This window comes from Roseateles hydrophilus (assembly GCF_026712245.1).
GTDB classification, from domain to species: domain Bacteria; phylum Pseudomonadota; class Gammaproteobacteria; order Burkholderiales; family Burkholderiaceae_C; genus Pelomonas; species Pelomonas hydrophilus.
The window spans coordinates 523,764-548,091 of record NZ_JAPPUY010000003.1; the positions used below are offsets into that span (position 1 = coordinate 523,764).

The 24,328-nt window shown below is 69.8% G+C and carries 24 protein-coding genes; 8 read left to right on the forward strand and 16 right to left on the reverse strand.

The features are described 5' to 3' along the window. The first annotated feature begins 47 nt into the window (after positions 1-47). Positions 48-251: a hypothetical protein gene (locus NYO99_RS13985; protein WP_268167836.1), complete on the forward strand. Its 204-nt coding sequence runs from the start codon at positions 48-50 to the stop codon at positions 249-251. Positions 252-274: 23 nt separating this feature from the next. On the opposite strand, the gene NYO99_RS13990 is transcribed toward NYO99_RS13985, so the two are convergent. The 4 genes from NYO99_RS13990 to NYO99_RS14005 all read right to left on the reverse strand — a co-directional run bounded on the left by NYO99_RS13990 (position 275) and on the right by NYO99_RS14005 (position 7,025). Then, on the reverse strand, positions 275-1,642 hold the full coding sequence (locus tag NYO99_RS13990) for an efflux transporter outer membrane subunit (RefSeq protein ID WP_268167837.1): 1,368 nt from the start codon (positions 1,640-1,642) through the stop codon (positions 275-277). A gap of 5 nt (positions 1,643-1,647) precedes the next feature. Beyond that, positions 1,648-4,881: an efflux RND transporter permease subunit gene (locus tag NYO99_RS13995; RefSeq protein ID WP_268167838.1), complete on the reverse strand. Its 3,234-nt coding sequence runs from the start codon at positions 4,879-4,881 to the stop codon at positions 1,648-1,650. Positions 4,882-4,988: 107 nt separating this feature from the next. Beyond that, a complete protein-coding gene (locus NYO99_RS14000; protein WP_268167839.1) occupies positions 4,989-6,206 on the reverse strand; it encodes an efflux RND transporter periplasmic adaptor subunit in 1,218 nt (405 codons plus the stop codon). A gap of 33 nt (positions 6,207-6,239) precedes the next feature. Then, on the reverse strand, positions 6,240-7,025 hold the full coding sequence (locus NYO99_RS14005) for an alpha/beta hydrolase fold domain-containing protein (RefSeq protein ID WP_268167840.1): 786 nt from the start codon (positions 7,023-7,025) through the stop codon (positions 6,240-6,242). Positions 7,026-7,150: 125 nt separating this feature from the next. Between NYO99_RS14005 and NYO99_RS14010 the strand changes: the two genes are divergently transcribed. Then, complete coding sequence (locus NYO99_RS14010; RefSeq protein ID WP_268167841.1) at positions 7,151-8,086, forward strand: LysR family transcriptional regulator; 936 nt, start codon at positions 7,151-7,153, stop codon at positions 8,084-8,086. 17 nt (positions 8,087-8,103) lie between these two features. Here the strand turns inward: NYO99_RS14010 and NYO99_RS14015 are convergent, their stop codons facing one another. From NYO99_RS14015 to trpE, 7 genes are all read right to left on the reverse strand, one after another. After that, positions 8,104-8,259 (reverse strand): hypothetical protein, encoded by a 156-nt coding sequence (locus NYO99_RS14015; protein WP_268167842.1) that lies wholly within the window; start codon positions 8,257-8,259, stop codon positions 8,104-8,106. 130 nt (positions 8,260-8,389) lie between these two features. Further along, the gene (locus NYO99_RS14020; RefSeq protein WP_268167843.1) at positions 8,390-9,076 is read right to left on the reverse strand and encodes a uracil-DNA glycosylase; all 687 of its coding nucleotides are present in this window, start codon (positions 9,074-9,076) and stop codon (positions 8,390-8,392) included. Then, entirely contained in the window at positions 9,073-9,867 is a 795-nt protein-coding gene (gene trpC, locus NYO99_RS14025) for an indole-3-glycerol phosphate synthase TrpC (protein WP_268167844.1), read from the reverse strand. Before trpC ends, NYO99_RS14020 begins: the two co-directional genes overlap by 4 nt. Continuing rightward, positions 9,864-10,901, reverse strand: a complete 1,038-nt coding sequence (gene trpD, locus NYO99_RS14030; protein WP_268167845.1) for an anthranilate phosphoribosyltransferase — start codon at positions 10,899-10,901, stop codon at positions 9,864-9,866. The genes trpC and trpD overlap by 4 nt, the downstream gene beginning before the upstream one ends. 3 nt (positions 10,902-10,904) lie before the next feature. Then, positions 10,905-11,864, reverse strand: a complete 960-nt coding sequence (gene ltaE / locus NYO99_RS14035; RefSeq protein WP_422395507.1) for a low-specificity L-threonine aldolase — start codon at positions 11,862-11,864, stop codon at positions 10,905-10,907. A gap of 86 nt (positions 11,865-11,950) precedes the next feature. Next, entirely contained in the window at positions 11,951-12,535 is a 585-nt protein-coding gene (locus NYO99_RS14040) for an anthranilate synthase component II (protein WP_268167847.1), read from the reverse strand. Positions 12,536-12,611: 76 nt separating this feature from the next. Then, the gene (gene trpE / locus NYO99_RS14045; RefSeq protein ID WP_268167848.1) at positions 12,612-14,099 is read right to left on the reverse strand and encodes an anthranilate synthase component I; all 1,488 of its coding nucleotides are present in this window, start codon (positions 14,097-14,099) and stop codon (positions 12,612-12,614) included. Between the two features lie 272 nt (positions 14,100-14,371). Between trpE and NYO99_RS14050 the strand changes: the two genes are divergently transcribed. Further along, positions 14,372-14,971, forward strand: coding sequence for a chalcone isomerase family protein (locus NYO99_RS14050; protein WP_268167849.1), 600 nt, complete (start codon positions 14,372-14,374; stop codon positions 14,969-14,971). Here NYO99_RS14050 and gph read toward each other — a convergent pair. Further along, entirely contained in the window at positions 14,949-15,614 is a 666-nt protein-coding gene (gene gph / locus NYO99_RS14055) for a phosphoglycolate phosphatase (RefSeq protein WP_268167850.1), read from the reverse strand. The genes NYO99_RS14050 and gph overlap by 23 nt on opposite strands. Beyond that, positions 15,611-16,831 (reverse strand): alanine transaminase, encoded by a 1,221-nt coding sequence (gene alaC, locus NYO99_RS14060; protein WP_268167851.1) that lies wholly within the window; start codon positions 16,829-16,831, stop codon positions 15,611-15,613. The genes gph and alaC overlap by 4 nt, the downstream gene beginning before the upstream one ends. A gap of 167 nt (positions 16,832-16,998) precedes the next feature. Here alaC and NYO99_RS14065 point away from each other — a divergent pair, with 167 nt between their 5' ends. The 3 genes from NYO99_RS14065 to NYO99_RS14075 are packed head-to-tail and all read left to right on the forward strand — an operon-like array spanning position 16,999 to position 19,901. Next, entirely contained in the window at positions 16,999-18,033 is a 1,035-nt protein-coding gene (locus tag NYO99_RS14065) for an SGNH/GDSL hydrolase family protein (protein WP_268167852.1), read from the forward strand. A 51-nt stretch (positions 18,034-18,084) separates the two neighbouring features. Continuing rightward, positions 18,085-18,993 carry a carbohydrate kinase family protein gene (locus tag NYO99_RS14070; protein WP_268167853.1) on the forward strand — a complete coding sequence of 303 codons (909 nt, stop codon included), beginning with the start codon at positions 18,085-18,087 and terminating at the stop codon, positions 18,991-18,993. Further along, the gene (locus tag NYO99_RS14075) at positions 18,990-19,901 is read left to right on the forward strand and encodes a pseudouridine-5'-phosphate glycosidase (protein ID WP_268167854.1); all 912 of its coding nucleotides are present in this window, start codon (positions 18,990-18,992) and stop codon (positions 19,899-19,901) included. The genes NYO99_RS14070 and NYO99_RS14075 overlap by 4 nt, the downstream gene beginning before the upstream one ends. 3 nt (positions 19,902-19,904) lie before the next feature. Here NYO99_RS14075 and NYO99_RS14080 read toward each other — a convergent pair whose 3' ends face one another. Genes NYO99_RS14080 through NYO99_RS14090 form a run of 3 tightly spaced genes read right to left on the reverse strand, consistent with a single transcriptional unit; the run spans position 19,905 to position 21,693 of the window. After that, positions 19,905-20,378, reverse strand: a complete 474-nt coding sequence (locus NYO99_RS14080) for a low molecular weight protein-tyrosine-phosphatase (RefSeq protein WP_268167855.1) — start codon at positions 20,376-20,378, stop codon at positions 19,905-19,907. A 5-nt stretch (positions 20,379-20,383) separates the two neighbouring features. Next, positions 20,384-21,067, reverse strand: a complete 684-nt coding sequence (gene rpe, locus NYO99_RS14085; protein WP_268167856.1) for a ribulose-phosphate 3-epimerase — start codon at positions 21,065-21,067, stop codon at positions 20,384-20,386. A gap of 11 nt (positions 21,068-21,078) precedes the next feature. Then, entirely contained in the window at positions 21,079-21,693 is a 615-nt protein-coding gene (locus NYO99_RS14090) for a TetR/AcrR family transcriptional regulator (protein WP_268167857.1), read from the reverse strand. Between the two features lie 291 nt (positions 21,694-21,984). Here NYO99_RS14090 and NYO99_RS21355 point away from each other — a divergent pair, with 291 nt between their 5' ends. Further along, positions 21,985-23,775: a fasciclin domain-containing protein gene (locus NYO99_RS21355; RefSeq protein ID WP_326494832.1), complete on the forward strand. Its 1,791-nt coding sequence runs from the start codon at positions 21,985-21,987 to the stop codon at positions 23,773-23,775. Positions 23,776-23,846: 71 nt separating this feature from the next. Continuing rightward, on the forward strand, positions 23,847-24,299 hold the full coding sequence (locus tag NYO99_RS14105; RefSeq protein ID WP_268167858.1) for a fasciclin domain-containing protein: 453 nt from the start codon (positions 23,847-23,849) through the stop codon (positions 24,297-24,299). Positions 24,300-24,328: the final 29 nt, after the last annotated feature.

Here is a 24,328-nt window from a genome sequence, read left to right on the forward strand (position 1 = left end):
CATCTGCGCCGTGCCTCAATGCAGGCTTCACCCCGACCTGTCTGAAGATGAGCAAAGACACCGTCACCGCGGTCCGCCAGGATGGCCTGCGCTATGCGTCGAAAGTGGGCGGTTCGCCCTTCCTCGGCAGCGGCCACACCCGCTCCTGCTTCAAGTGCGGCAAGCACAGGTCGCCGGCCAGCTTGCAATCCATCCGGCTGCTGGGCCGCAACGAGGTGGTCTGCAAGCCCAGCTGCAAGTCGCTGCCCTGATGCTCCGCTGAGCCGCGCGGCGCTCAGGCGCCGGCCCAGCCGCCGCCCAGCGCGCGGATCAGCCCCACCGTCGCCTGGTACTGCGCCGAGCGCACCTGCAACGCGGCACGCCGGTTGGCCAGCTCGCTGCGGCGGGCGTCCAGCAGTTCCAGCTGGCTGACGAGGCCGTTGCGGTAGCGCGTGTCCGACAGCTTGAGCGCCTGGCCCGCTGCGGCCACGGCGCGCGCATTGGCATCGCCCTGTGCCTGCAGCAGCGCCAGCGCGCCGAGTTGATCCTCCACGTCCTTCAGCGCCAGCAGGAACTGCTCGCGGAACGCGATGGCGCTGCTCTCCAGCTGCGCCTGGGCCGCGTTGACGCCGGCCTCGCGGCGGCCGCCGTCGAAGAGGGGCAGCGCGGCCAGCAGGCCCACGCCCCAGGTGCTGGCGCCGCTCTTCAGCAGGTCGGACAGTTCGCTGGACACGCCGCCGCCTTGGGCCGTCAGCGTGAGGCTGGGCCACCAGGCAGCTCTGGCCACGCCGACACGGGCCTGCGCCGCCTGCAGCTGGCTGCGTGCGGCGGCCAGGTCGGGGCGGCGCTGCAGCAGTTCGGAGGGCAGGCCGGCGGGCACGGCGGGCAGTGCGGTGGCCCAGGTCGTCGGCGTGAGGCGGAAACTGGACGCCGGTTCGCCCAGCAGCACGGCCAGCGCCGTCTCCAGCTCGACGCGGCGGCGGTCCAGCGCCAGCGCCTCAGCCTCGTTGGCGGCCAGCTCGGCACGCACGCGGGCCAGGTCCAGGTCGGCCACATCCCCGGCGCGGGCGCGCTTCTCGGTCAGCGCCAGCGTCTCGGCGTAGGCTGCGACGGTGCCCTGCACGAGGTCGCGCTCGGCATCCAGCGCGCGCAGCGCGAGATACCCGCGGGCCACGTTGGCCTGCACCAGCAGCCGCGCATCGGCCAGCAGCTGCTCGCGGGCCAGCGCGTCCAGCGCGGCGGCATTGCGCTCGTGCAGCAGGCGGCCGCCGAGGTCCAGCTCGTAGGCCAGGTTCAGGCCGGCGCTGTACTGCGTTGCGCCTGGTGCGCCCGGCGTCGGCGTGCTGCGGCCGGCGCCGGCGGAGGCGCCCAGCTGCGGCAGCCGCGACGCCTGCGCCGAGCCCAGCGCGGCCCGGGCCTGCGCGAGCCGGTTGGCGGCCAGCTGCACGCTGGTGTTGGCCGCCATCGCGCGGCCGACGAGCTCGTCCAGCACGGGGTCGGCAAACGGCTGCCACCAGCTGGTGGTCAGCGCAGGCGCGGCGTTCGCGGCGGCGGTCTTGTAGGCAGCAGGTGCCTGCGGCAGCTGGGCGGGGTCCACCGAGCCGACCGACGCGCAGCCCGCCAGCAGCAGCGCTGCAAAAAGTGGGGTCAGGGTCAATTTCATGATGATCACTTGCCTCGTTGCGGCAGGGCGTCGACCACAGGCGCGACGTGCTGCGTGGGACTTTCAGAAGCAGCCGGCGCCGCCACATGGCCACCGTGGTGGCGCAGCGGGGCGCTGCCCGTCAGGTGGCGCACGATGACGTAGAACAGCGGCGTCAGGAACAGGCCGAAGAAGGTCACGCCGATCATTCCGGCGAACACTGCCACGCCCATGGCTTGGCGCATCTCGGCGCCGGCGCCGGTGCTAAGCACCAGGGGCAGCACGCCCATGACGAAGGCCATCGACGTCATCAGGATGGGCCGCAGCCGCAGGCGCGCCGCCTCCAGCGCTGCCTGCACCGGGGTGCGGCCGGCGAACTCCAGCTCGCGGGCGAACTCGACGATGAGGATGGCGTTCTTCGCGGAGAGGCCCACCAGCACGATGAGGCCGATCTGCGTGAACACGTTGTTGTCGCCACCGTCCAGCCACACGCCCGCCATCGCCGCCAGCAGGCCCATGGGCACGATGAGCAGGATGGCGATGGGCAGCGTCAGGCTCTCGTACTGCGCGGCCAGCACCAGGAAGACCAGCAGGATGGCCAGTGGGAACACCCAGGCCGCCGAGTTGCCGGCGATCTTTTCCTGGTAGGTCAGGTCGGTCCATTCGAAGCCGATGCCCGGCGGCAGCGTCTCGGCGGCAATGCGCTCCACGGCGGCCTGGGCCTGGCCCGACGAGAAGCCGGGCGCGGCGCCGCCGTTGATGTCGGCGGCCAGGAAGCCGTTGTAGCGCATGGCGCGCTCGGGGCCGAAGCTGGGCTTGACCTTCATCAGCGCAGACAGCGGCACCATCTCGCCCGAGGCCGAGCGCACCTTCAGCGCACCGATGTCCTCGGCGCGGGCGCGGTAGGCGGCATCCGCCTGCACGCGGACCGAGTAGGTGCGGCCGAACTGGTTGAAGTCGTTGACGTACAGGCTGCCGAGGTAGATCTGCATGGTCTCGAACACGTCGGTCACGGCCACGCCGAGTTGACGGGCGCGGGTGCGGTCGAGGTCAGCGAACAGCTGCGGCACGTTGACCTGGTAGCTGGAGAACAGCCCGGCGAGCTCCGGCGTTTGGTAGGCCTTGGCCATGAAGGCCTTGAGCGCCTGGTCCAGCGCCTCGTAACCCACGCCGCCGCGGTCCTGCAGCTGCAGCTTGAAGCCACCCGTCGTGCCCAGGCCCTGCACGGGCGGTGGTGGGAACATGACGATGAAGGCGTCCTCCACCGCGCCGTACTGCGCGTTCAGCTTGCCGGCGATGGCGCCGGCCGACAGGTCCGCCGTCTTGCGTTCCTCGAAGGGCTTGAGCGTCGCGAACACGATGCCCGAGCTGGCGCTGTTGGTGAAGCCGTTGATCGACAGGCCGGGGAAGGTCACCGCGTGCTCCACGCCCGGGGTCTTGAGCGTGATGTCGGTCATGCGGCGGATGACGTCCTCGGTGCGGTCCAGCGTGGCGCCATCGGGCAGCTGCGCGAAGCCGATCAGGTACTGCTTGTCCTGCCCCGGTACGAAGCCGCCGGGCACGGCCTTGAACAGGCCCGCCGTGGCCGCCACGAGGCCCAGGTAGATCACCATCATCAGCGCCTTGCGCGACATCAGCGTCTTCACGCCGCTGCCGTACTTGTCGGCGCTGCGCGCGAACAGCCGGTTGAAGCGCGCGAAGAAGCCGCCCAGCACGCGGTCCATGCCGCGGGTCAGCGCGTCCTTGGGGGCGTGGTGGTCCTTCAACAGCAGCGCGGCCAGCGCGGGCGACAGCGTCAGCGAGTTGATCGCCGAGATCACTGTCGAGATCGCGATGGTCAGCGCGAACTGCTTGTAGAACTGGCCCGTCAGGCCGGTGATGAAGGCCAGCGGCACGAACACCGCGATCAGCACCAGCGCGATGGCGATGATGGGGCCCGAGACCTCGCGCATGGCCTGGTAGGTCGCGTCGCGCGGGCTCAGGCCGGCCGCGATGTTGCGCTCCACGTTCTCCACCACGACGATGGCGTCGTCCACCACGATGCCGATGGCCAGCACCAGGCCAAACAGGCTCAGCGCGTTGATCGAGAAGCCGAAGCCGTGCATCACCGCAAAGGTGCCGACGATGGACACCGGCACGGCCAGCAGCGGGATGATGGACGCGCGCCAGGTCTGCAGGAACAGGATGACCACCAGCACCACCAGCGCGACGGCCTCCAGCAGCGTGTGGACGACGGACTCGATGGACGCGCGCACGAACTGCGTGGGGTCGTAGACGATGCTGTACTCCACGCCCTCGGGCATGGCGGCCTTCAGCTCGGCCATCGTGGCGCGCACGTTGGTGGAGATGTCCAGCGCGTTGCCGCCCGGGGCCTGGAAGATGGGCACGGCGACGGCGGGCTTGTTGTCCAGCAGCGAACGCAGCGCGTACTCCGACGCACCCAGCTCCAGCCGGCCCAGGTCACGCAGGCGCGTGACGGCACCGTTCGTGCCGGTCTTGACGATGATGTCCCCGAACTCTTCGACCGACTGCAGCCGGCCCTGCGCGTTGACCGACAGCTGCAGGTCGATGCCCTGCAGTCCGGGCGACGCGCCGACGACGCCGGCCGCGGCCTGCACGTTCTGGCCGCGGATGGCGGCCACCACGTCGCTGGCGGACAGGCCGTGCTCGGCGACCTTCTGGGGGTCCAGCCACACGCGCATCGCGTAGTCGCCCGAGCCGAACAACTGCACCTGGCCCACGCCGGGGATGCGCGCGAGGCGGTCCTTGACGTTGAGCAGCGCGTAGTTGCGCAGGTAGGTCATGTCGTAGCGCTCGTTGGGCGAGGTCAGGTGCACGACCATGGTCAGGTCGGGGCTGCTCTTGACCGTGGTCACGCCCAGGCGCTTGACCTCCTCGGGCAGCCGCGCCTCGGCCTGGCTGACGCGGTTCTGCACCAGCTGCTGGGCCTTGTCGGGGTCGGTGCCGAGCTTGAAGCTGACGGTCAGCGTCATCAGGCCGTCGGTGGTGGCCTGGCTGCTCATGTAGAGCATGTCCTCGACGCCGTTGATGGCCTCTTCCAGCGGTGTGGCCACCGTCTCGGCGATGACCTTGGGGTTGGCACCCGGGTACTGGGCGCGCACGACGACCGACGGCGGCACGACGTCGGGGTATTCCGAGATCGGCAGCGCGCGGATCGACAGCAGGCCGCCGATGAAGATCAGCAGCGACAGCACGCCCGCAAAGATCGGGCGGTCGATGAAGAATTTGGATAGATTCATGAGGGCTCCTGGCGCGAGCGTTGCGGTTTCAGGCGACAACACGCCCCCCGCAGGCCGGTTTTGCCGGCCCGCAGACAGCGCTCGCGGGTGGGGTTGGGCTTCTTAGGTCAGGAGGTCTTGGCCGCGGCCTGCTGGGCCGCCAGCTCGGGTTTTGCGTCCATGGCCACGTCCTTGGGCGCGAGCACCGATCCCGGCCGCACGCGCTGCACGCCGCCGACGACGATGCGCTCGCCGCCCTTCAGGCCTGAGGTCACGACACGCAGGCCGTTCACGCTGGCACCCAGCGTCACGGGGCGCCACTCGGCCTGGTTGCCGGTGCCGACGACGATGACATAACGCTTGTCCTGGTCGGTGCCCACAGCGCGCTCGTTGACGAGCAGGGCCGCCTCGTGGCGGGCCTGCCCGAGGCGCAGCTTGGCGAACTGGCCCGGGATCAGCGCGCCGTCCTTGTTGTCGAACTGCGCGCGCACGCGCAGCGTGCCGCTCTTGGCGTCCACCTGGTTGTCCACCAGCTGCAGGCGGCCTGTGGTGGCCTTGTCGCTGCCCGCCAGCATCTCGACCGGGATGCGCTCCAGGCCGCGGCGTTCGGCCGCACCGCCGGGCAGCGTGGCCAGCGCGTCGCGGACGACCTTCTCGTCGGCGTCGAAGCTCGCGTAGATGGGGCTGACCGACACCAGCGTCGTCAGCACCGGCGCGCCGGCGCCCGCGGCGACGAGGTTGCCCGTCGTCACCTCGATCTTGCCGACGCGACCGGCCACCGGCGCGCGCACCTGCGTGTAGCTCAAGGAGAGCTGGGCCGACTGCAGCGCGGCCTGCGCGGCGCGCAGGTTGGCGGCGGCCTCGCGGGCGGCGTTGTCCTTCTCGTCGAACTCGCGCTTGGCCACGGCGCGGTCGTCCCACAGGGCCTTGGCGCGCTGTGCCTCGCTCTGCGTGTAAGTCACGCGCGCCTGCGCGGCGGCCACCTGGGCTTCCACGCGCGCGACCTCGGCCTGGTAGGGCGCGGGGTCGATGGTGACGAGCAGGTCACCGGCCTTCACCAGGCTGCCCTCGCGGAAGTGCACGGCCTGCACGGCGCCCGACACGCGGGCGCGCACGTCCACGCGCTCCACGGCCTCGAGGCGGCCGGAGAACTCGTTCCAGGCGGCCACGTCCTGGCGGACGACCTGGGCGACCGACACCGGCGTGGCCGGCGGTGCCGTGGGCGCGCTGTCGGCCTGGGCCGGGCCGGCGCCGAACTGCGCGAAGCCGATGGCGCCGAGCGCGATGACGGCGGCCGCGCCGGCGATCAGGCCGACGCGACGGTGGATGGGGGTGAGGGTGGGCATTTGTTGTTCTCCGAAGAATCGACCGAGCAGGAATCAGGCGGGCAGGGACAAGGCGCGGCGTGCGGCCTCGCGCAGGAACTCGTGGATGGGGTGGTGCGCATGGCCGGCGTCCAGCGCGGGCAGCGCCAGGTCTTGCGCCGGGCTGCCGTGGGCGCGCAGCGCGGCGGCGTAGCGGCCGGCCTCGTCATGGAGCGGGTGGCCGGCCACGCTGAGCACCAGCGCGGGGGCCAGGCCCGCCAGGCGGCGGGCGTTCAGCGGCACGGCGTAGGGGTGGTCGGCATTCGCACAGGTGCCGAGATAGGCCTTCCACCCCATGGCGTAGGCGCAGCCGCTGCCGCCACACTCGCCCTGGCGCATGGAAGGGCTGCCCAGCGCCGGGTCCAGCATGGGCGACAGCAGCAGCTGGCCGGCGAGCGCGGGGGCGTGCTGGTCGCGCGCCATCAGCGCCAGCGCGGCGGCGAGGTTGCCGCCGGCCTCCTCGCCGCCGACGAGCAGCGCGGTGTGCACCGAGCCGGTCAGGCCGGCGGGCCGGGCGGCCAACGCCTGCAGCGCCTGGAAGGCGGCGTCCAGGCTGCTGGGGAAGGCGTGCTCGGGGGCCAGCGGGTAATTAAGCGCCACCACGTCGGCGCCGGCCTCGGCCAGCATCTCGCTGCGCGCCCGGGCCTGCGCCGCCGAGCCGTCGTTGAAGCAGCCGCCGTGCAGCCACAACAGCAGGGCATGGCGCTCGTCGCCCAGCGGGCGCCGGGCCGGGTAGACCTGCGCCTGCAGGCCCGGCAGCGGGCCCAGGCGCAGGGTGGCAGGAATGGCGTGCTTGTCCATGGCCTGAACGATAGAGATTGACGCCTTAGGGATAAACGACCGAAGAACGGACTCACTTTTCCTCCCCGTGGAACAATCGGGGCATCCCTGCCAGCCCTGGGGCCTTTGCGCCTGCCGACCTGCCCATGGACAGACTCCAAGCCATGCAAGCCTATGTCCGTGTCGTCGAGGCCGGCACCTTCACCAAGGCGGCCGACTCGCTGGACCTGCCCAAGGCCACGGTCACGCGGTTGATCCAGACGCTGGAAACCCACCTGCGCACCAAGCTGTTGAACCGCACGACGCGGCGCGTGACGGTGACGCCTGACGGCGCCGCCTACTACGAGCGCGCCACGCGTCTGCTGGGCGACCTGGAGGAGCTGGAAGGCAGCATGAACCAGGCGCGCATGACGCCGCGCGGCCGCATCCGGGTCGACGTGCCCGGCGTCGTGGGGCGCGAGATGATCATTCCGCACCTGCCGGACTTCTACGCCAAGTACCCCGACATCCAGATCGAGCTGGGTGTCAGCGACCGCACCGTGGACCTGATCAGCGACAACATCGACTGCGTGATCCGTGGCGGCGAGCTGACCGATCAGAGCCTGGTGGCGCGGCGCATCGGCGAGTTCCACTTCGTGACCGCCGCGACGCCGGAGTACCTGCGCCGCCATGGCATGCCCACCCACCCGCTGCAGTTGACGCAGCCGCCGCACCGCATGGTGGGCTACTTCTCGGCGCGTTCGGGCAAGGTGATGTCCGATGTGTTCAAGCGCGGCGACGAGGTGGTGGAGGTGGTGGGCAACCACGTCATCGCGGTCAATGACGCGAACGCCTACCTGAATGCCGGTCTGGCCCACTTGGGCGTGGTGCAGGTGACCTGCTTCATGGCCGCGCCGCTGCTCAAGAGCGGCGGCCTGGTGCGGCTGCTGGAGGACTGGACCGTGGACGCGATTCCCGTCTACGTCGTCTACCCGCCCAACCGCCACCTCAGCAGCAAGCTGCGGGTGTTCGTGGACTGGGTCGTGGAGCTGCTGGGCAGCCAGAGCACGGCGGGCCTGAAGGTGCGCTGTGCGCTGAGCTGACGCGGGTTTCCTGGCCCTCAGGCCTCGTCGGCTGCGGTGTTGGCCGTCAGCACCGGTGGGTTGAATTCTTCGCTGGCGGGCACCGGCGCATTGATCGCCAGCATCAAACCCGCCGCCAGCGCCGCAACGGCCGTGGCGGCGGTGATCAGCGTGGACAGGGAACGGGCGTTCATCGTGACTCTCCTGGTCGGGCACACCCGGGTCGGTGTGCGCCATGGATGGTCACTGTAGAAACTTGGGCCCGAATGAGTAAGCCCGTCAGATAGAACGGCGAGTTGCTGCTGGCGGAACAATCGCGCCGCTTCAGGCCTTGCCCGGCGCGCCCCGGCCGCGTGCTTCCAGCCAGGCCTTGGCCGTCGAGAAATGGCCGCAGCCGATGAAGGGCCGCGGCGGCTTGGTGGCCGACAGCGGCGAGGGGTGGTTGGCCTTCAGCACCAGGTGGTCTTGCCCGGCGGCTTCGATCAGCGGCGCCTTGGCCTGGGCGTAGTTGCCCCACAGCATGAACACCTTGGGCGCGGGGTCTTCGGCCGCGGCGCGAATCAGGGCGTCGGTCAGCACCTCCCAGCCTTTGCCGGCATGGCTGGCGGCCTGGCCGTCCTCCACCGTGAGCACGGCGTTCAGCAGCAGCGTGCCGCCTTCGGCCCAGCGCACCAGGCTGCCGGTGGAGGGGAAGGGCTTGCCGAGGTCGCGCTGGATCTCCTTGAAGATGTTGCGCAGGCTGGGCGGGAAGGGCACGCCCTCGGGCACGCTGAACGACAGGCCCTCGGCCTGGCCGGGGCCGTGGTACGGGTCCTGGCCGAGGATGACGACGCGGGTCTGCGACAGCGGCGTCAGCGTCAGCGCGCGCAGCGGCTCGGGCGGGTAGATGGTGGCGCCAGCCGCATGGCGCTCGGCCAGGTAGGCCAGCAGCTTCTGGCCGACGGGGCTGGCGGCCCAGGCGTCGACGACGGGGCGCCAGTCGGTGTCGGGCAGGGTCAGCGGGAAGTTCATCCGAACAAGCTTGCCAGTGCGGCACCCGGTTCGGGTGCGCGCATGAAGGCCTCGCCAACCAGGAAGGCGTTCACGTTCGCGTTGCGCATGCGCTGCACGTCGGCGGCGCCGAGGATGCCGCTCTCGGTCACCAGCAGCCGGTCGGCCGGCACGCGGGGCAGCAGGCCCAGCGTGGTGTCCAGCGTCACGTCGAAGGTGCGCAGGTTGCGGTTGTTGATGCCCACCAGCGGCGTCTTGAGCGTCAGCGCGCGATCCAGCTCGTCGCCGTCGTGCACCTCCACCAGCACGTCCAGGCCGATGGCATGGGCAGCAGCTTCGAGGTCGGCCATTTGCGAGTCGGCCAGGCAGGCCGCGATCAGCAGGATGCAGTCGGCACCCATCGCGCCGGCGTCCATGACCTGGTACTCGTCGACCATGAAGTCCTTGCGCAGCACGGGCAGGTCGCAGGCGGCGCGCGCCTGCTGCAGGTAGCTCGTCGCGCCCTGGAAGAAGCGTTCGTCGGTCAGCACCGACAGGCAGGCGGCACCGTGGCGGGCGTAGCTTTCGGCGATGGCCGCGGGCTGGAAGTCGGCACGGATCACGCCCTTGCTGGGGCTGGCCTTCTTGATCTCGGCGATGACGGCGGGCAGGCCGGCGGCGATCTTGGCGCGCAGTGCGCGTTCAAAGCCGCGTTGTTCGCCGCGGCGGCCTTCGGCTTCTTCGCGCAGCGAGGCCAGCGAGCGCTTGGCCTTGGCGGCAGCGATCTCTTCCCACTTGACCTCGACGATCTTGTTCAGGATGTCGACGCTCATGCTGCGGCTCCCAGGCCCTGCGTGGTTTTCACGAAGGCGTCCAGCTTGGCGCGTGCGGCGCCGCTGTCCAGCGCCTGGCGGGCACGCTGGATGCCGTCGGTCAGCGAGCTGGCGACGTTGGCGGCGTACAGCGTGGCGCCGGCGTTCAGCAGCACGATGTCGCGCGCCGGGCCGGCCTGGCCGTCGAGCACGCCGATCAGCATCTGGCGCGACTGCTCCGGGCCTTCCACCTTCAGGCTGCGGTTGCTGGCCATCGCGAAGCCGAAGTCCTCGGGGTGCACCTCGTACTCGCGGATGGCGCCGTCCTTCAGCTCGCCCACCAGCGTCGTCGCGCCCAGGGAGATCTCGTCCATGCCGTCCTTGCCGTATACGACCAGCGCATGCTCGGCGCCCAGGCGCTGCAGCACGCGCACCTGGATGCCCACCAAGTCCGGGTGGAACACGCCCATCAGGATGTTGGGTGCGCCGGCCGGGTTGGTCAGCGGACCCAGGATGTTGAAGATGGTGCGCACGCCCAGCTCGCGCCGCACCGGCGCGATGTTCTTCATCGCGGGGTGGTGGTTGGGCGCGAACATGAAGCCGATGCCGCACTCGGCGACGCTGGCGGCCACCTGGCGCGGCGTGAGCTGGATGTTGGCGCCCAGCGCCTCGAGCACGTCGGCGCTGCCGGTCTTGCTGCTCACACTCCGGTTGCCGTGCTTGGCCACCTGTGCGCCCGCGGCGGCAGCCACGAACATCGAGCAGGTGGAAATGTTGAAGCTGTGCGCGCCGTCACCGCCGGTGCCCACCACGTCCACGAGGTGGGGCAGCGGGCCGAGCGGCACCTTGTTGGACAGCTCGCGCATCACCTGCGCCGCGGCGGTGATCTCGCCGATGGTTTCCTTCTTCACGCGCAGGCCGGTCAGCAGCGCGGCGGCCATGACCGGCGACATCTCGGCGGCCATGATGCGGCGCATCAGCGTCAGCATCTCGTCGTGGAAGATCTCGCGGTGCTCGATGACGCGGGTGAGGGCTTCGGTGTCGGTGATCGGCATGGCTCAGCTCTTGAAGAAGTCCGCCGCAGCGGCGATGGCGTGGTCGATGCCGGCGGCATCGACGTCCAGGTGGGTCACGAAGCGCAGGCCGATGAGGCCGGTGGCCAGCACGCCGCGCGCCTGCAGGTGCGCCAGCAGCGCCGGGCCGCGGCCGTCGGCCACCTGCACGAAAACGATATTGGTCTGCGGTGGCGTGACGGTGACACCGGGCAGCGCCGCCAACCCCGTGGCCAGGCGCCGGGCCAGCGCATGGTCGTCGGCGAGGCGGTCGACGTGGTGGGTCAGCGCGTGGTCCGCGGCAGCGGCCATCAGGCCCACCTGGCGCAGGCCGCCACCCACCATCTTGCGGATGCGGCGCGCCTGGGCGATGAGCGCGGCCGAGCCCACCAGCATGGAGCCCATGGGCGCGCCCAGCCCCTTGCTGAAGCAGACCGACACCGAGTCGAACGGCGCCGCCAGCGCGGCCACCGGCCGGCCCGTGGCCACGGCGGCGTTGAAGAGGCGCGCGCCGTCCAGGTGCGTGGCCAGGCCGCGCGAGCGGGCCAGGTCGCAGGCGGCCTCGGCATAGCCGGCGGGCAGCACGTTGCCGTTCCAGGTGTTCTCCAGCGCCAGCAGCCGCGTGCGCGCGAAGTGCGGGTCGTCGGGCTTGATGGCGGCGGCGATGTCGTCCAGCGCGATCGTGCCGTCGGGCTGGTTGGGCAGCGGTTGCGGCTGGATGCTGCCCAGCACGGCCGCGCCGCCGCCTTCGTAGCGATAGGTGTGGGCCAGCTGGCCGACGATGTACTCGTCGCCCCGGCCGCAGTGCGCCAGCAGGCCGCACAGATTGCTTTGTGTGCCGCTGGGCATGAAGAGCGCAGCTTGCTTGCCGAGCAGCGCGGCCACGCGCGCCTGCAGCGCGTTGACGGTGGGGTCGTCGCCGAAGACGTCGTCACCCACCGCCGCGCGCGCGATGGCCTCGCGCATCGCCGCCGTGGGCTTCGTGACGGTGTCGCTGCGCAGGTCCACCACGGCGCCTCGGGCGCTTGCGCCGGACGAGGGCGCGTAGTCGCTCACGGCTTCAGCTCGAGGAAGTTGCGCAGCATCGCGTGGCCATGCTCGCTGAGGATGGACTCGGGATGGAACTGCACGCCTTCGCAGGGCGTGGCGGTGCCGGCCAGCGCGCGGTGTCGCACGCCCATGATCTCGCCGTCCTCGCTGCGCGCGGTGATCTCCAGCACCTCGGGGCAGGTGGCTTCCTCGATGACCAGCGAGTGATAGCGGATCACCGAGAAGCTCTGCGGCAGGCCGCTGAACACGCCGCGCTGGTCGGTCGTGATGGTGCTGGCCTTGCCGTGCATCTGGCGCTGCGCACGGATGATCCTGCCGCCCAGCGCCTGGCCCATGGACTGGTGGCCCAGGCACACGCCCAGCAGCGGCTTCTTGCCGATGAAGTGCTGGATGGCCTCCACGCACACACCTGCTTCGTTGGGCGTGCAGGGGCCGGGGGAGAAGACGATGTGATCGGGGTTCAGCGCGGCCATCTCGGCCACGGTGATCTCGTCGTTGCGCACCACTGTCACGTCGGCGCCCAGCTCACCGAGGTACTGGACGATGTTGAACGTGAAGCTGTCGTAGTTGTCGATCATCAGCAGCATGTGGCCTCCCGCTGGGCCGCCCCAAGGGAGGCCGCGCCCCCTCGGGGGGCAGTGAACGAAGTGAGCGTGGGGGTCATCAAAATCCCTCCTCGACGAGTTCAGCTGCACGGAGCAGCGCCCTTGCTTTGGCCTCGGTTTCTTGCCACTCCAGTTCAGGCACCGAATCCGCCACGATGCCGGCCGCGGCCTGCACATACAGCATGCCGTCCTTCACGATGCCGGTGCGGATGGCGATGGCCAGGTCCATGTCGCCGGCAAAGCTCAAGTAGCCGCAGGCGCCGCCGTAGATGCCGCGCTGCACCGGCTCCAGCTCGTCGATGAGTTCCATCGCGCGCACCTTGGGCGCGCCGCTGAGCGTGCCAGCCGGGAAGGTGGCCTTCAGCACGTCCAGCTGGCCCACCTCGGGGCGCAGCGTGCCTTCCACGTTGCTCACGATGTGCATCACGTGGGAGTAGCGCTCCACCTCGAAGGCCTGGGTGACCTGAACGCTGCCGGTGCGTGCGATGCGGCCGATGTCGTTGCGCGCCAGGTCGATCAGCATCAGGTGCTCGGCGCGTTCCTTGGGGTCGGCCTTGAGCTCGGACTCCAGCGCCACGTCGCGCTCTGGCGTGCCGCCGCGAGGCCGGGTGCCGGCCAGCGGGCGGATCGTGACCTTGCGGCTGCCGTCGGCGGCGTGTTCTTCGCGCACCAGGATTTCCGGGCTGGCGCCCACGACCTGGAAGTCGCCGAAGTCGTAGAAGTACATGTACGGGCTGGGGTTCAGCGCGCGCAGGGCCCGGTACAGCGCAATCGGCTCGGCCTTGAAGGGCTTGGCCAGGCGCTGGCCGATGACGACCTGCATCAGGTCGCCGGCGGCGATGTACTCCTTGGCACGCTCCACGGCAGCCATCAGCTCGGCCTTGGAGAAGTCGCGCTGCACCGCGTGCGACTCGCTGCGGGTCACGCGCGGCACGCTCACCGAGTAGTGCAGCTTGTCGCGCAGCACGCTCAGCCGTTTGGTGGCCTTGAAGTAGGCCTCAGGCTGGCGGGGGTCGGCCCAGACGATGAGGTACAGGCGCCCGGAGAGGTTGTCGATGACCGCCACCTCTTCGCTGAGCAGCAGCAGGATGTCGGGCGTGCCCAGCCCGCCTTCCTTGCGGGTGTCGGCCAGGCGCTTCTCGATGGCGCGCACCGCTTCGTAGCCGAAGTAGCCGGCCAGGCCGCCGCAGAAGCGGGGCAGGCCGGCCGGGATCTTGGGCTTGATGCGGTCCTGGTAGGCCGCGATGAAGTCCAGCGGGTTGCCCTCATGCGTCTCGACGACGGCGCCGTCGGTCACCACCTCGCACAGCGTGCCGGTGGCGCGGATCAGCGTGCGGCTGGGCAGCCCGATGAAGGAGTAGCGCCCGAAGCGCTCGCCGCCGACGACGGACTCCAGCAGAAAGCTGTTGCGGCCCTGGCCCGCGCCAGCGCACAGCTTGAGGTACAGGGACAGCGGGGTTTCGAGGTCCGCAAAGGCCTCGCTGATCAGCGGGATGCGGTTGTAGCCCTCGGCGGCGAGGCTCTGGAATTCCAGTTCAGTGATCACGACGTCAAACCTTGAAAAGACAGTTTCAGGGCTTGGCGTGCAGCCCGGGGGAGATCGGGCAACGCGAGGGAGAGCGCGTCAGGGCGCGCCAAGCGGCATCAGGCGGCAGTGAACCAGCGACGCCAGGGCCAGGCTCCCCGGTCGCTCGACCCCGTGATGTGCTTGCGCGTGATGAACATGACGGTCAGTGTATCAGCGGGGTTTTTTGTCGGCCGGGCCATACTTCGGCTCACGGAGACGCCGCCATCGCGGCCAGACAACGGAGAAGAGACATGCGTGCATTCGTGGCTGCGGCCGTGTTGGCCGTCAGCAGCCTGAGCGGGATGAGTGCCTCGGCCCAGACGGTCGAAGTCGGCAATGTGAAGTACGAGTCGGCGGTGGACCTGGCCGGCCAGAAGCTGCAGCTCAACGGCGCCGGCATCCGCTACAAGTTCGTCGTCAAGGTCTACACGGCCGGCCTGTACCTGACCACCAAGGCCAGCACGACCGCCGAGGTGCTGGCCGCGCCCGGCCCCAAGCGCATCCACATCAGCATGCTGCGCGACATCGACGGCAACGAGCTGGGCAAGCTGTTCACCAAGGGCATGGAGGACAACGCGCCGCGCGAGGAGTTCGTCAAGTCCATCAACGGCGTGCTCAAGCTCAGCGAGATCTTCGCCAGCCGCAAGCAGCTGAACAACGGCGACAACTTCTCGGTGGACTATGTGCCCGGCCTGGGCTCCACCGTGCTCCTGAACGGCAAGGCGATTGGCGAGACCATCAAGGAACCCGAGTTTTTCTCGGCCATGCTGCGCATCTGGCTCGGCGACAAGCCGGCAGACACCGGCCTGAAGGAAGCCCTGCTGGGCGTCAAGAAGGCACGTCGAAACTGATCGCGTCCAGGCGCGCCACATGCTGGCGCGCGGCCACGGCGTGGATGTCCTCGCCGTGGTTGTAGCCATAGGTGACGAGCACCACCGGGCAGCCCGCAGCGTGTGCCGCTTCGGCGTCGTTGCGTGAGTCGCCAATCATCCAGGTCGATGACGGCGGCGTGCCGAGCGCCTCGCAGGTTTTCAGCAGCGGCAGCGGGTCGGGCTTCTTGCGCGCGAAGCTGTCGCCGCCGAAAACCTGGGCGAAGTAACCCGCCAGCCCCTTGCGCTGCAGCAGCTCGCGTGCCGGCGCGACCGGCTTGTTGGTCAGCACCGCCAGCGGCAGGCCGCGTGCGCGCAGCGCGTCCAGCCCCTCGATGACGCCCGGGTAGATGGCCGCGTGCGCGCCGTTCACGGCGGCGTAGTGCTGCTGGTACAGCGCCCAGGCGCGCTCGAACAGCGCCGGCGCGGCACCCACATGCGCCAGCGTCTGCCGCACCAGGTTCTCGCCGCCGCGGCCGATGGTGTGCTCGACGAAATCGCGGCCCACGGCCGGCAGCCCGAGGTCGGCCAGCGTCAGGCCCAGCACGGCAACGAAGTCGCCCAACGTGTCGACGAGGGTGCCGTCGAGGTCGAGGATGCAGGCTCGGGGTGTCGTGTGCGTCATGGCTTGATCAATCCGTCGGCCTTGAACATGGCCTTGATGCCGCGCACCGCCTGGCGGATGCGCGATTCGTTCTCGATGAGGGCGAAGCGCACATGGCCGTCGCCGTGGTCGCCGAAGCCGATGCCGGGTGACACGCAGACCTTGGCCTTCTCCAGCAGTTGGCGTGCGAACTCCAGCGAGCCCAGCTCGCGGTAGGGCTCGGGGATGCGTGCCCAGATGTACATGCTGGCCTTGGGGCAGTCCACCGGCCAGCCCGCTTCGGTGAGGCCTTTGTAGAGCACATCGCGGCGGCGCTGGTAGCTGGCGGCGATGTCCTTCACGCATTGCTGGTCGCCTTCGAGCGCGGCAATGGCCGCGACCTGCAGCGGCGTGAAGGTGCCGTAGTCGTGATAGCTCTTGATGCGCGCGAGTGCGGCCACGAGGTCGGGGTTGCCCACCATGAAGCCCACGCGCCAGCCCGCCATGTTGTAGCTCTTGCTGAGGGTGAAGAACTCCACCGCCACGTCCTTGGCGCCGGGCACCTGCATGATGGATGGCGCCACAAAGCCGTCGAACACGATGTCGGCATAGGCGAGGTCGTGCACGACGAGGATGTCGTGCTTCTTGGCCAGCGCCACCACGCGTTCGAAGAAGCTCAGCTCCACGCACTGCGCCGTCGGGTTGGACGGGAAGCCGAACACCATCATCTTGGGCTTGGGGTAGCTGCCGCGGATGGTCTTCTCCAGTTCGGCGAAGAAGTCCACCTCGCTGCTGACCGGGATGGCGCGGATGTCGGCGCCGGCAATCACCGCGCCGTAGATGTGGATGGGGTAGCTGGGGTCCGGCACCAGCACGGTGTCGCCGCGGTCCAGCGTCGCCAGCATCAGGTGGGCCAGGCCTTCCTTGGAGCCGATGGTGACGATGGCCTCGGTGTCGGGGTTGATGTCCACCCCGTAGCGGCGCTGGTACCAGTGCGAGATGGCGCGGCGCAGCCGCGGGATGCCCTTGCTGGCCGAGTAGCCGTGGGTGTCGGGCCGCTGCGCGACCTCGGCGAGCTTGGCGACGATGTGCGGCGGCGTGGCCCCATCGGGGTTGCCCATGCTCATGTCGATGATGTCTTCCCCGCGTCGGCGGGCGGCCAGCTTGAGCTCGGCCGTGATGTTGAAGACGTAGGGCGGGAGGCGGTCGATGCGCGCGAAGCGGCGCTTGCCGCCCGAGGCGGAAGACGAAGAAGTCATGGCAGTGGAACGTAAGCGCCCGGAACCGTCCGAGCGACGTGGCCGGGCCTGAGTGATCCGGTCGACGGCATGGTAAGCGATGGACCTTTGTCCGCTGTTTGGAGGACACGCGTCGGCACTTGTTGCCCACAGAATCTCGCCGCTTTTCACATCACTGGAGACTGCCCATGCGTCCTCGTTTTCTGCAGCAACTGATGCGCCAGACCGCGCTGTTAGCCACCGGCCTCGGCATGGCGGCGCTGGCGCACGCTGGCCCGTACTCCAGCCTCTACGTCTTCGGTGACAGCCTGTCGGACGCGGGCAACGTGCTGCAGATCACGGGCGGTGCTGCGCCAGTGGCGTCCATCTACACCGACGGCACGAACACGGGCCGCTTCACAAATGGCCTGTCCTATGTTGACTACCTCGCCAAGGGGCTGGGCCTGTCGGCTGACCCGTCGCTGCAGGGCGGTACCAACTACGCCTTCGGTGGCGCGCGGGTCAGCTACGTGAACCCCGGCCTGCCGTCCACGGCACTGAGCTTCAACCAGCAGATCAGCGCGTTCACCAGCAGCCACGCGTCGGCCGACGCGGGCGGGCTGTATGTGCTGTGGATCGGTGCCAACGACATGTCGGATGCCATCGGCGCCGCTGTGCGTGGCAACCCTGCAGCCGTGCAGTCCGCGATCGGCAATGCGATGAAGGGCATTGGCGGCGCCATCGCCGAGCTGTCCAGCCGCGGGGCCTCGCATTTCCTGATCCCCAACCTGCCGGACCTGTCCCTGGTGCCGGCCATCCGCGGGGTCAACGTGCCGCAGTTGAGCGCCCTGGCGCAAACGGTCAGCCTGTCCTTCAATGATGCGCTGGAGCGCACGCTGTCGCACGCCGACTTCGCGTCGCTGGACATCCGCACCTTCGACGTTTTCCAGACGCAGACGGACATCACGACCAATCCTGGCGCGTACGGCCTGAGCAACGTCACCAGCGCCTGCTTCACCGGCGAGGTGAGCGGCGCCCCATTGCCAGGCGGCTCGGCGCCGACCCTCTGCAGCGCGCCGGAGAGCTACATGTATTTCGACTATGAGCACCCGACGGCGGCGCTGCATGCGGTGCTGGGCCAGCAGGCCCTGGCCGTGGCCGTGCCCGAGCCGGCGCAGGTGCTGCTGTTCACCCTGGGCTTGGCGACGCTGGGCGGCGTCGCGCGCCGCCGCCGTCTCGGCTGAGGGCGTCTGAGTGCGGGTGGGCCCGCGGGAGCGGGTCCATAAAATCGGGCGATGAGCCGTCCACCCGCTCCCATCGTCTGCATCGGCGGCCTCAACGTCGACCGCAAGCTCAAGCTGCTGTCCAGCGCGCTGGCGGGGTCGTCCAATCCCTGCGAAGCGCATGAGACGCCGGGCGGCGTCGTGCGCAACGTGGCCGAGAACCTGGCCCGGCTGGGCCTGCCGGTGGCGTTGATTGCGGCCGTGGGCGATGACGCCGGTGGGCAGATGCTGATGGCGCAGGCGGCGCAGGTGGGCATGTCCACCGAAGCCGTCATCCGGCTGCGCCGCCACGCCAGCGACAGCTACACGGCCGTGCTGGCGCCCGACGGCAGCCTGCACCTCGGCCTGGCGTCCATGCCGCTGGTCGAGCGGCTCAGCCCCTGGGCGCTGGCCGCCAGCCGGGCCTTGCGGGCCAGCGCGGCGCTGGTGGTGGCCGATGGCAACCTGCCCACCGACGCCTGGCCGCTGCTGCTGGCCGAGGCGCGCGACAGCGGCATCCCGCTGGTGGGCGTGGCCGTGTCGGAGGCCAAGATGGAGCGGCTGCCCGAACAGCTCGGCGGCCTGCACCTGCTGATCCTGAACGCCGGCGAGCTGTCCACCGTGGCCGCCGAGCCGGGCGCAGCGCTGGCCCGGCTGCATGCACGCGGCGTGGGCTGCGTGCTGGTGTCGCAGGGCGCGCAGGGCCTGCTGCTGAGTGAACCCGGCCAGCCGCCGCGCCACTGGGCCGCGCCGGCCGTGCGCGTGGTGGACGTGACCGGCGCGGGCGATGCGCTGTCGGCCGGCGTCTGCGCCGGGCTGCTGCGCGACGCCACCGACTTCGACGCCGCCGTCCGGCTGGGCCTGGACCTGGCGGCGCTGACGCTGCAGACCGAGGACAGCGTCCACCCCGACCTCACCCCTGACTTCCTGTTGAACCGATGAACGACCTGATCCAGCTCTCGCCCGAAGTGGCCGCCGCCTGCGCGGCGGGGCGCGCCGTCGTGGCGCTTGAATCCACCATCATTGCCCACGGCATGCCCTGGCCGCAGAACCTGGACACGGCCCGCGAGGTGGAGGACGTCATCCGCGCCGAAGGGGCCGTGCCGGCCACCATCGCCGTCATCGGCGGGCGCATCCGCGTGGGCCTGACCGACGAGGAACTGCAGCAGCTGGCCCAGGCGCCGGACGCGATGAAGCTCAGCCGCCGCGACCTGCCCTATGCCATCGCCACGGGTCGGCTGGGCGCCACCACCGTGGCGGCCACCATGATCTGTGCGCAGCTGGCGGGCATCGAGGTGTTCGTGACCGGCGGCATCGGTGGCGCGCACCGCGGCGCCGAGACCAGCTTCGACATCTCGGCCGACCTGCAGGAGTTGGCGCGCACGCCGGTGGCCGTCGTGTGTGCGGGCGCCAAGTCCATCCTCGACCTCGGCCTGACGCTGGAGTACCTGGAGACACATGGCGTGCCGGTGCTGTCGGTGGGGCAGGACAACTTCGCCGCGTTCTTCACGCCTGACAGCGGGCTGAAGGCCGACTTCCGCATGGACGACGCAGCCACGCAGGCCCGCTTCATCCGCGCCAAGTGGGCGCTGGGCCTGGGCGGCGGCGTGGTGGTGAGCAACCCGGTGCCGGCGCAGGCCGCCATGCCGCGCGAGGAGATCGACGCCATCACGGCGCAGGCGCTGGCCGAGGCCGATGCGCAGGGCATCACCGGCAAGGCCATCACGCCCTTCCTGCTGGCGCGCATCAAGGCGCTCACGGGTGGGCGCAGCCTTGCGACCAACATCGCGCTGGTCAAGCACAACGCCGTGGTCGGCGCGCGGCTGGCGATCGCGCTGCGCGGCGCCTGAGGGTCAGTTGGCCAGCAGCCGGCCCTCGGCGCTCTGCGCCAGCAGCCGGGTGGCGGCGCGCTCCAGCATGCCGATGACGACATCGAAGCCGGCCACCGGGCCGAAGTAGGGGTCGGGGATGTCCTGGCCTGCCATGTCGGGCAGGAAGTCGCTCAGCAGCCGGATGCGCGCGTGATGCTCGGGCGCGGCCTTGCCGCGCAGCGCGTCGGCGTGGTCGGCTTCCATCACCAGCACGAGGTCGTAGTTGCCCAGCGCTGCTGGGTCCACGCGGCGCGAGCGCCATTTGCGGTCCAGGCTGTACTGGTGCCGCGTCAGCGCGGCGGCGGCGCGGGCGTCCACCGGGCCGCCGCGTGGGTCGGCATGCACGCCGGCTGACGTGATGCTGTTGAATACCCCGCCCAGCTTGGCCTTGAAGATGGCCTCGGCCATCGGCGAGCGGCAGATGTTGGCGGTGCAGACGAGCAGGACGGCGGCCATCGCGCTCAGGCGAGTTGCTGGCGCATCGCGTCGATGACGGCCTTGTAGTCCGGCTTGCCGAAGATGGCCGAGCCGGCGACGAAGGTGTCGGCACCTGCGTCGGCGATCTCGCGGATGTTCTCCACCTTGACGCCGCCGTCGATCTCGACGCGGATGTCACGGCCCGAGCGCGCGATGATTTCGCGCACCCGGCGCAGCTTGGCCAGCGACGACGGGATGAAGCTCTGGCCGCCGAAGCCGGGGTTCACGCTCATCAGCATGACGAGGTCGACCTTGTCGATGACCCACTCAAGCACATCCAGCGGCGTGGCGGGGTTGAACACCAGGCCGGCCTGCTTGCCCTCGCCCTTGATGAGTTGCAGCGTGCGGTCCACGTGCGTGCTGGCATCGGGGTGGAAGGTCACGATGTCGGCGCCGGCCCGGCAGAAGGCCAGTGCCAGGCTGTCGACCGGCTGCACCATCAGGTGCACGTCCAGGATGGCCGGCGTGCCATCGGGCTTCACGGCGTGCTTGCGCAGCGCCTCGCAGATCATGGGCCCGAAGGTCAGGTTGGGCACGTAATGGTTGTCCATCACGTCGAAGTGGATCCAGTCGGCGCCAGCAGCCAGGACGTTGCGCACTTCCTCGCCCAGGCGGGCGAAGTCGGCGGACAGGATGCTGGGGGCGATGCGGTAGTCAGGGGCGGCCATGGGCCGGCATTTTAGAAGCCGGTCTTGGCGCCCATGCCGCGCAGGCAGTGCGCAACCAGCCAGTCCACCACCTGCGCGTCGGTGTAGGCGCCACTGGCGCGCAGCGCGCCCAGCACCGGGTCGCAGGCGCGCGCATACAGCTGGTAGAGCACCAGTTCGGGTGGCAGCGTGGCGTCCAGCTGGCCGTCCTGCTGGGCTTCGAGGATCCACGCGCCCAGTTCGTCCGACAGCTTCATCAGCCGGTCGACGTACACCTTGTCGCCCATCAGCACCGTGCGCAGTGCCGAGCTCTGCGAGGGCAGGGCGGGCATCTGGCCGGCGATCTGCTGCTCATAGGCCCAGCGGGCCACGGCGCCCAGGCGCTGCACCGCGTTCAGCGGCAGGCTGCGCAGCCGCGCCAGTTCGTCGAGCGCACGGTCCAGCACCTTCACCATGGCCGCGGCGGCGAGCTCTTCCTTGGATGTGAAGTGCTTGTACAGGCTGGCCTTGCCGATGCCGACGTCGGCAACCACCTCGTCCACCGTCATGGCCTCGAAGCCCTTCTCGGCCAGCAGGCGGTTCACCGAGGCCACGATGGCCTCTTCCCGAGCCTGAAGCACCTGTTCCTTGAAGCGCACGCGAGTCATGACGCAATTCTAGGGGGACGGGTTCTGCATTGAACCCATCCGGTCATTTTGGAAACCATCAAATCCAGAAATAGACCACACAGTTGACTTTGGGAACTGATCAGTTCAGATTTGAGGCATGCGAGTTCTGAAGCGCAGCCCCATGCCCCGCCCGGCGTTGCCGTGGCCGCCGCCTGCGCGCCGCCCTGACGGCTGAACGTTCGCCGCTCCCCCGCCTTTTGTCCCGCCGATTGCAGCGCCAGCAAGCGCGCTGTGGGTCGGCTCGTCCTGACGATCTTGAAGGAGTTCCTGATGCTCTCTTTGCAGTGGCTGAAACGACTGAGCCTGGTGGCCTGGATGGGCTTTCTGGGTGCCTGCGGTGGCAGCGACCCCGCACCGGACATCGTCGACACGGCGCGCAGCGATGCCCGCTTCAGCGTGTTGGCCGAAGCGATCGACGCGGCTGACCTGGCGGGCACGCTGTCGGGCAGCGGTCCGTTCACCGTGTTCGCGCCGACCAATGACGCCTTTGCTGCGCTGCTGAGCGAGCTCAAGCTCACCAAGGCGCAGCTGCTGGCCGACAAGGCCCTGCTGCGCGCCGTGCTGCAGTACCACGTGCTGCCAGCCCAGGTGCTGAAGGCCGGCGTGCCGGCAGGCCGGGCCATCACGCCGCTGGCGGGCGGCGTGTTCAAGATCGACGCACGCGGCAGCGACCTGATCGTGACCGACGGGCGCAACCGCAATGCCCGCATCACGGCGACGGACCTGACGGTGCGCAACGGCGTCCTCCATGTGGTCGACGCCGTGCTGCTGCCGGCCAACCGCAACATCGTCGAGACCGCGCAGGCCACCGCCGCGTTCAGCACGCTGGTGGAGGCCGTCGTGGCAGCCAACCTGCAGGGCACGCTGTCCGGCACCGGGCCGTTCACCGTGTTCGCGCCGACCAACGACGCCTTCGCAGCCGCGCTGGCCGAGCTGGGCCTGAGCAAGGGCGCGCTGCTGGCCGACACGGCGTTGCTGTCCAAGATCCTGACCTACCACGTCGTGCCCAGCCGCGTGCTGAAGGCCGAGGTGCCGGTGGGCGCAGCCATCACGACGGTGGAGGGCCAGAGCTTCACGGTGGATGCCAGCCTGGCCATCACCGACCGCCTGGGCCGCAAGGCGACCATCGTCGGCACCGATGTGCTGGCGAGCAATGGCGTGGTGCATGTGATCGACAAGGTGATCCTGCCGTCCGACGTGACGCTGCCGAGCCAGCGCACGCTGGTGCAGCAGCTGCAGGCCATGCCGCAGTTCAGCACGCTGGTGGAAGCCGTCGTGGCGGCCGACCTGCAGGACGCGCTGTCCGGCGCCGGCCCGCTGACCGTGTTCGCGCCCACCAACACCGCGTTCGCTGCGCTGCTGACGGAGCTCGGTCTGACCAAGGCGCAGCTGCTGGCCGACAAGCCGCTGCTGACGGCCGTGCTGCAGTACCACGTGCTGGGCAGCCAGGTCACGAGTGCCGCCGTGCCGCTGGGCCAGGCCGTGAGCCCGCTGGCCGGTGGCATCTTCAAGGTCGATGCGCAAGGCAGCGGCCTGGTGGTGACCGATGGCCGCAACCGTCAGGCCAGCGTGGGCTTTGTGGACCTGCGCGTGAAGAACGGCGTCATCCACGCGCTGGACAAGGTGCTGCTGCCGGCCAACCGCGACATCGTGCAGACCGCCCAGGCGCTGCCGCAGTTCAGCATCCTGGTCGAGGCGGTCGTGGCGGCCAACCTGCAGGGGGCGCTGTCGGGCACCGGCCCGCTGACCGTGTTCGCGCCCACCAATGACGCCTTTGCCGCGCTGTTGACCGAGCTGGGCGTCAGCAAGGCTGACCTGCTCGCCAATACCGCGCTGCTGACCCAGGTGCTGACCTATCACGTCGTGCCCGGCCGCGTGCTCAAGGCCGGCGTGCCGCTGAACACGGCCATCACCACGCTGCAGGGTGAGAGCTTCACCGTGAACAGCAGCCTGGCCATCACCGACCAGCGCAACCGCCGCGCCGGCATCGCGGCGACCGATGTGCTGACCAGCAACGGCGTGATCCATGTCATCGACCGCGTGATCCTGCCGCGCCCCTGAGTTCCCCCGCCCGCGGGCCGCACGGGAGCGCGCGGCTCGCTTTCCTTCCCTCACTCACGAAAGCTGACACCATGAAGAAGTTCATCGCCCTCGCTGCTCTGGCGCTGGCTGCCGCTGGCGCGCAAGCCAAGGACATCGTCGACACCGCCGTTGCCGCCGGCAACTTCAAGACCCTGGCCACGGCGCTGCAGGCTGCCGGCCTGGTGGACACGCTGAAGGGCCCGGGCCCGTTCACCGTGTTCGCGCCCACCGATGCGGCGTTCGCCAAGATCCCCAAGGCCGATCTCGACGCGCTGCTGAAGGACAAGGCCAAGCTGACCGCCGTGCTGACCTACCACGTCGTGCCGGGCAAGGTGATGGCCAAGGACGTCAAGGCCGGCAAGGTCAAGACGGTGCAGGGCAGCGAGCTGACCGTTGCCACCACCGGCGGCGTGATGGTGGACAACGCCAAGGTCACGGCGACCGACATCGCCGCGTCCAATGGCGTCATCCACGTCATCGACAGCGTCGTGCTGCCGAAGTGAGTGGTCATGCGGCGGCCGGCGCCCGCGGG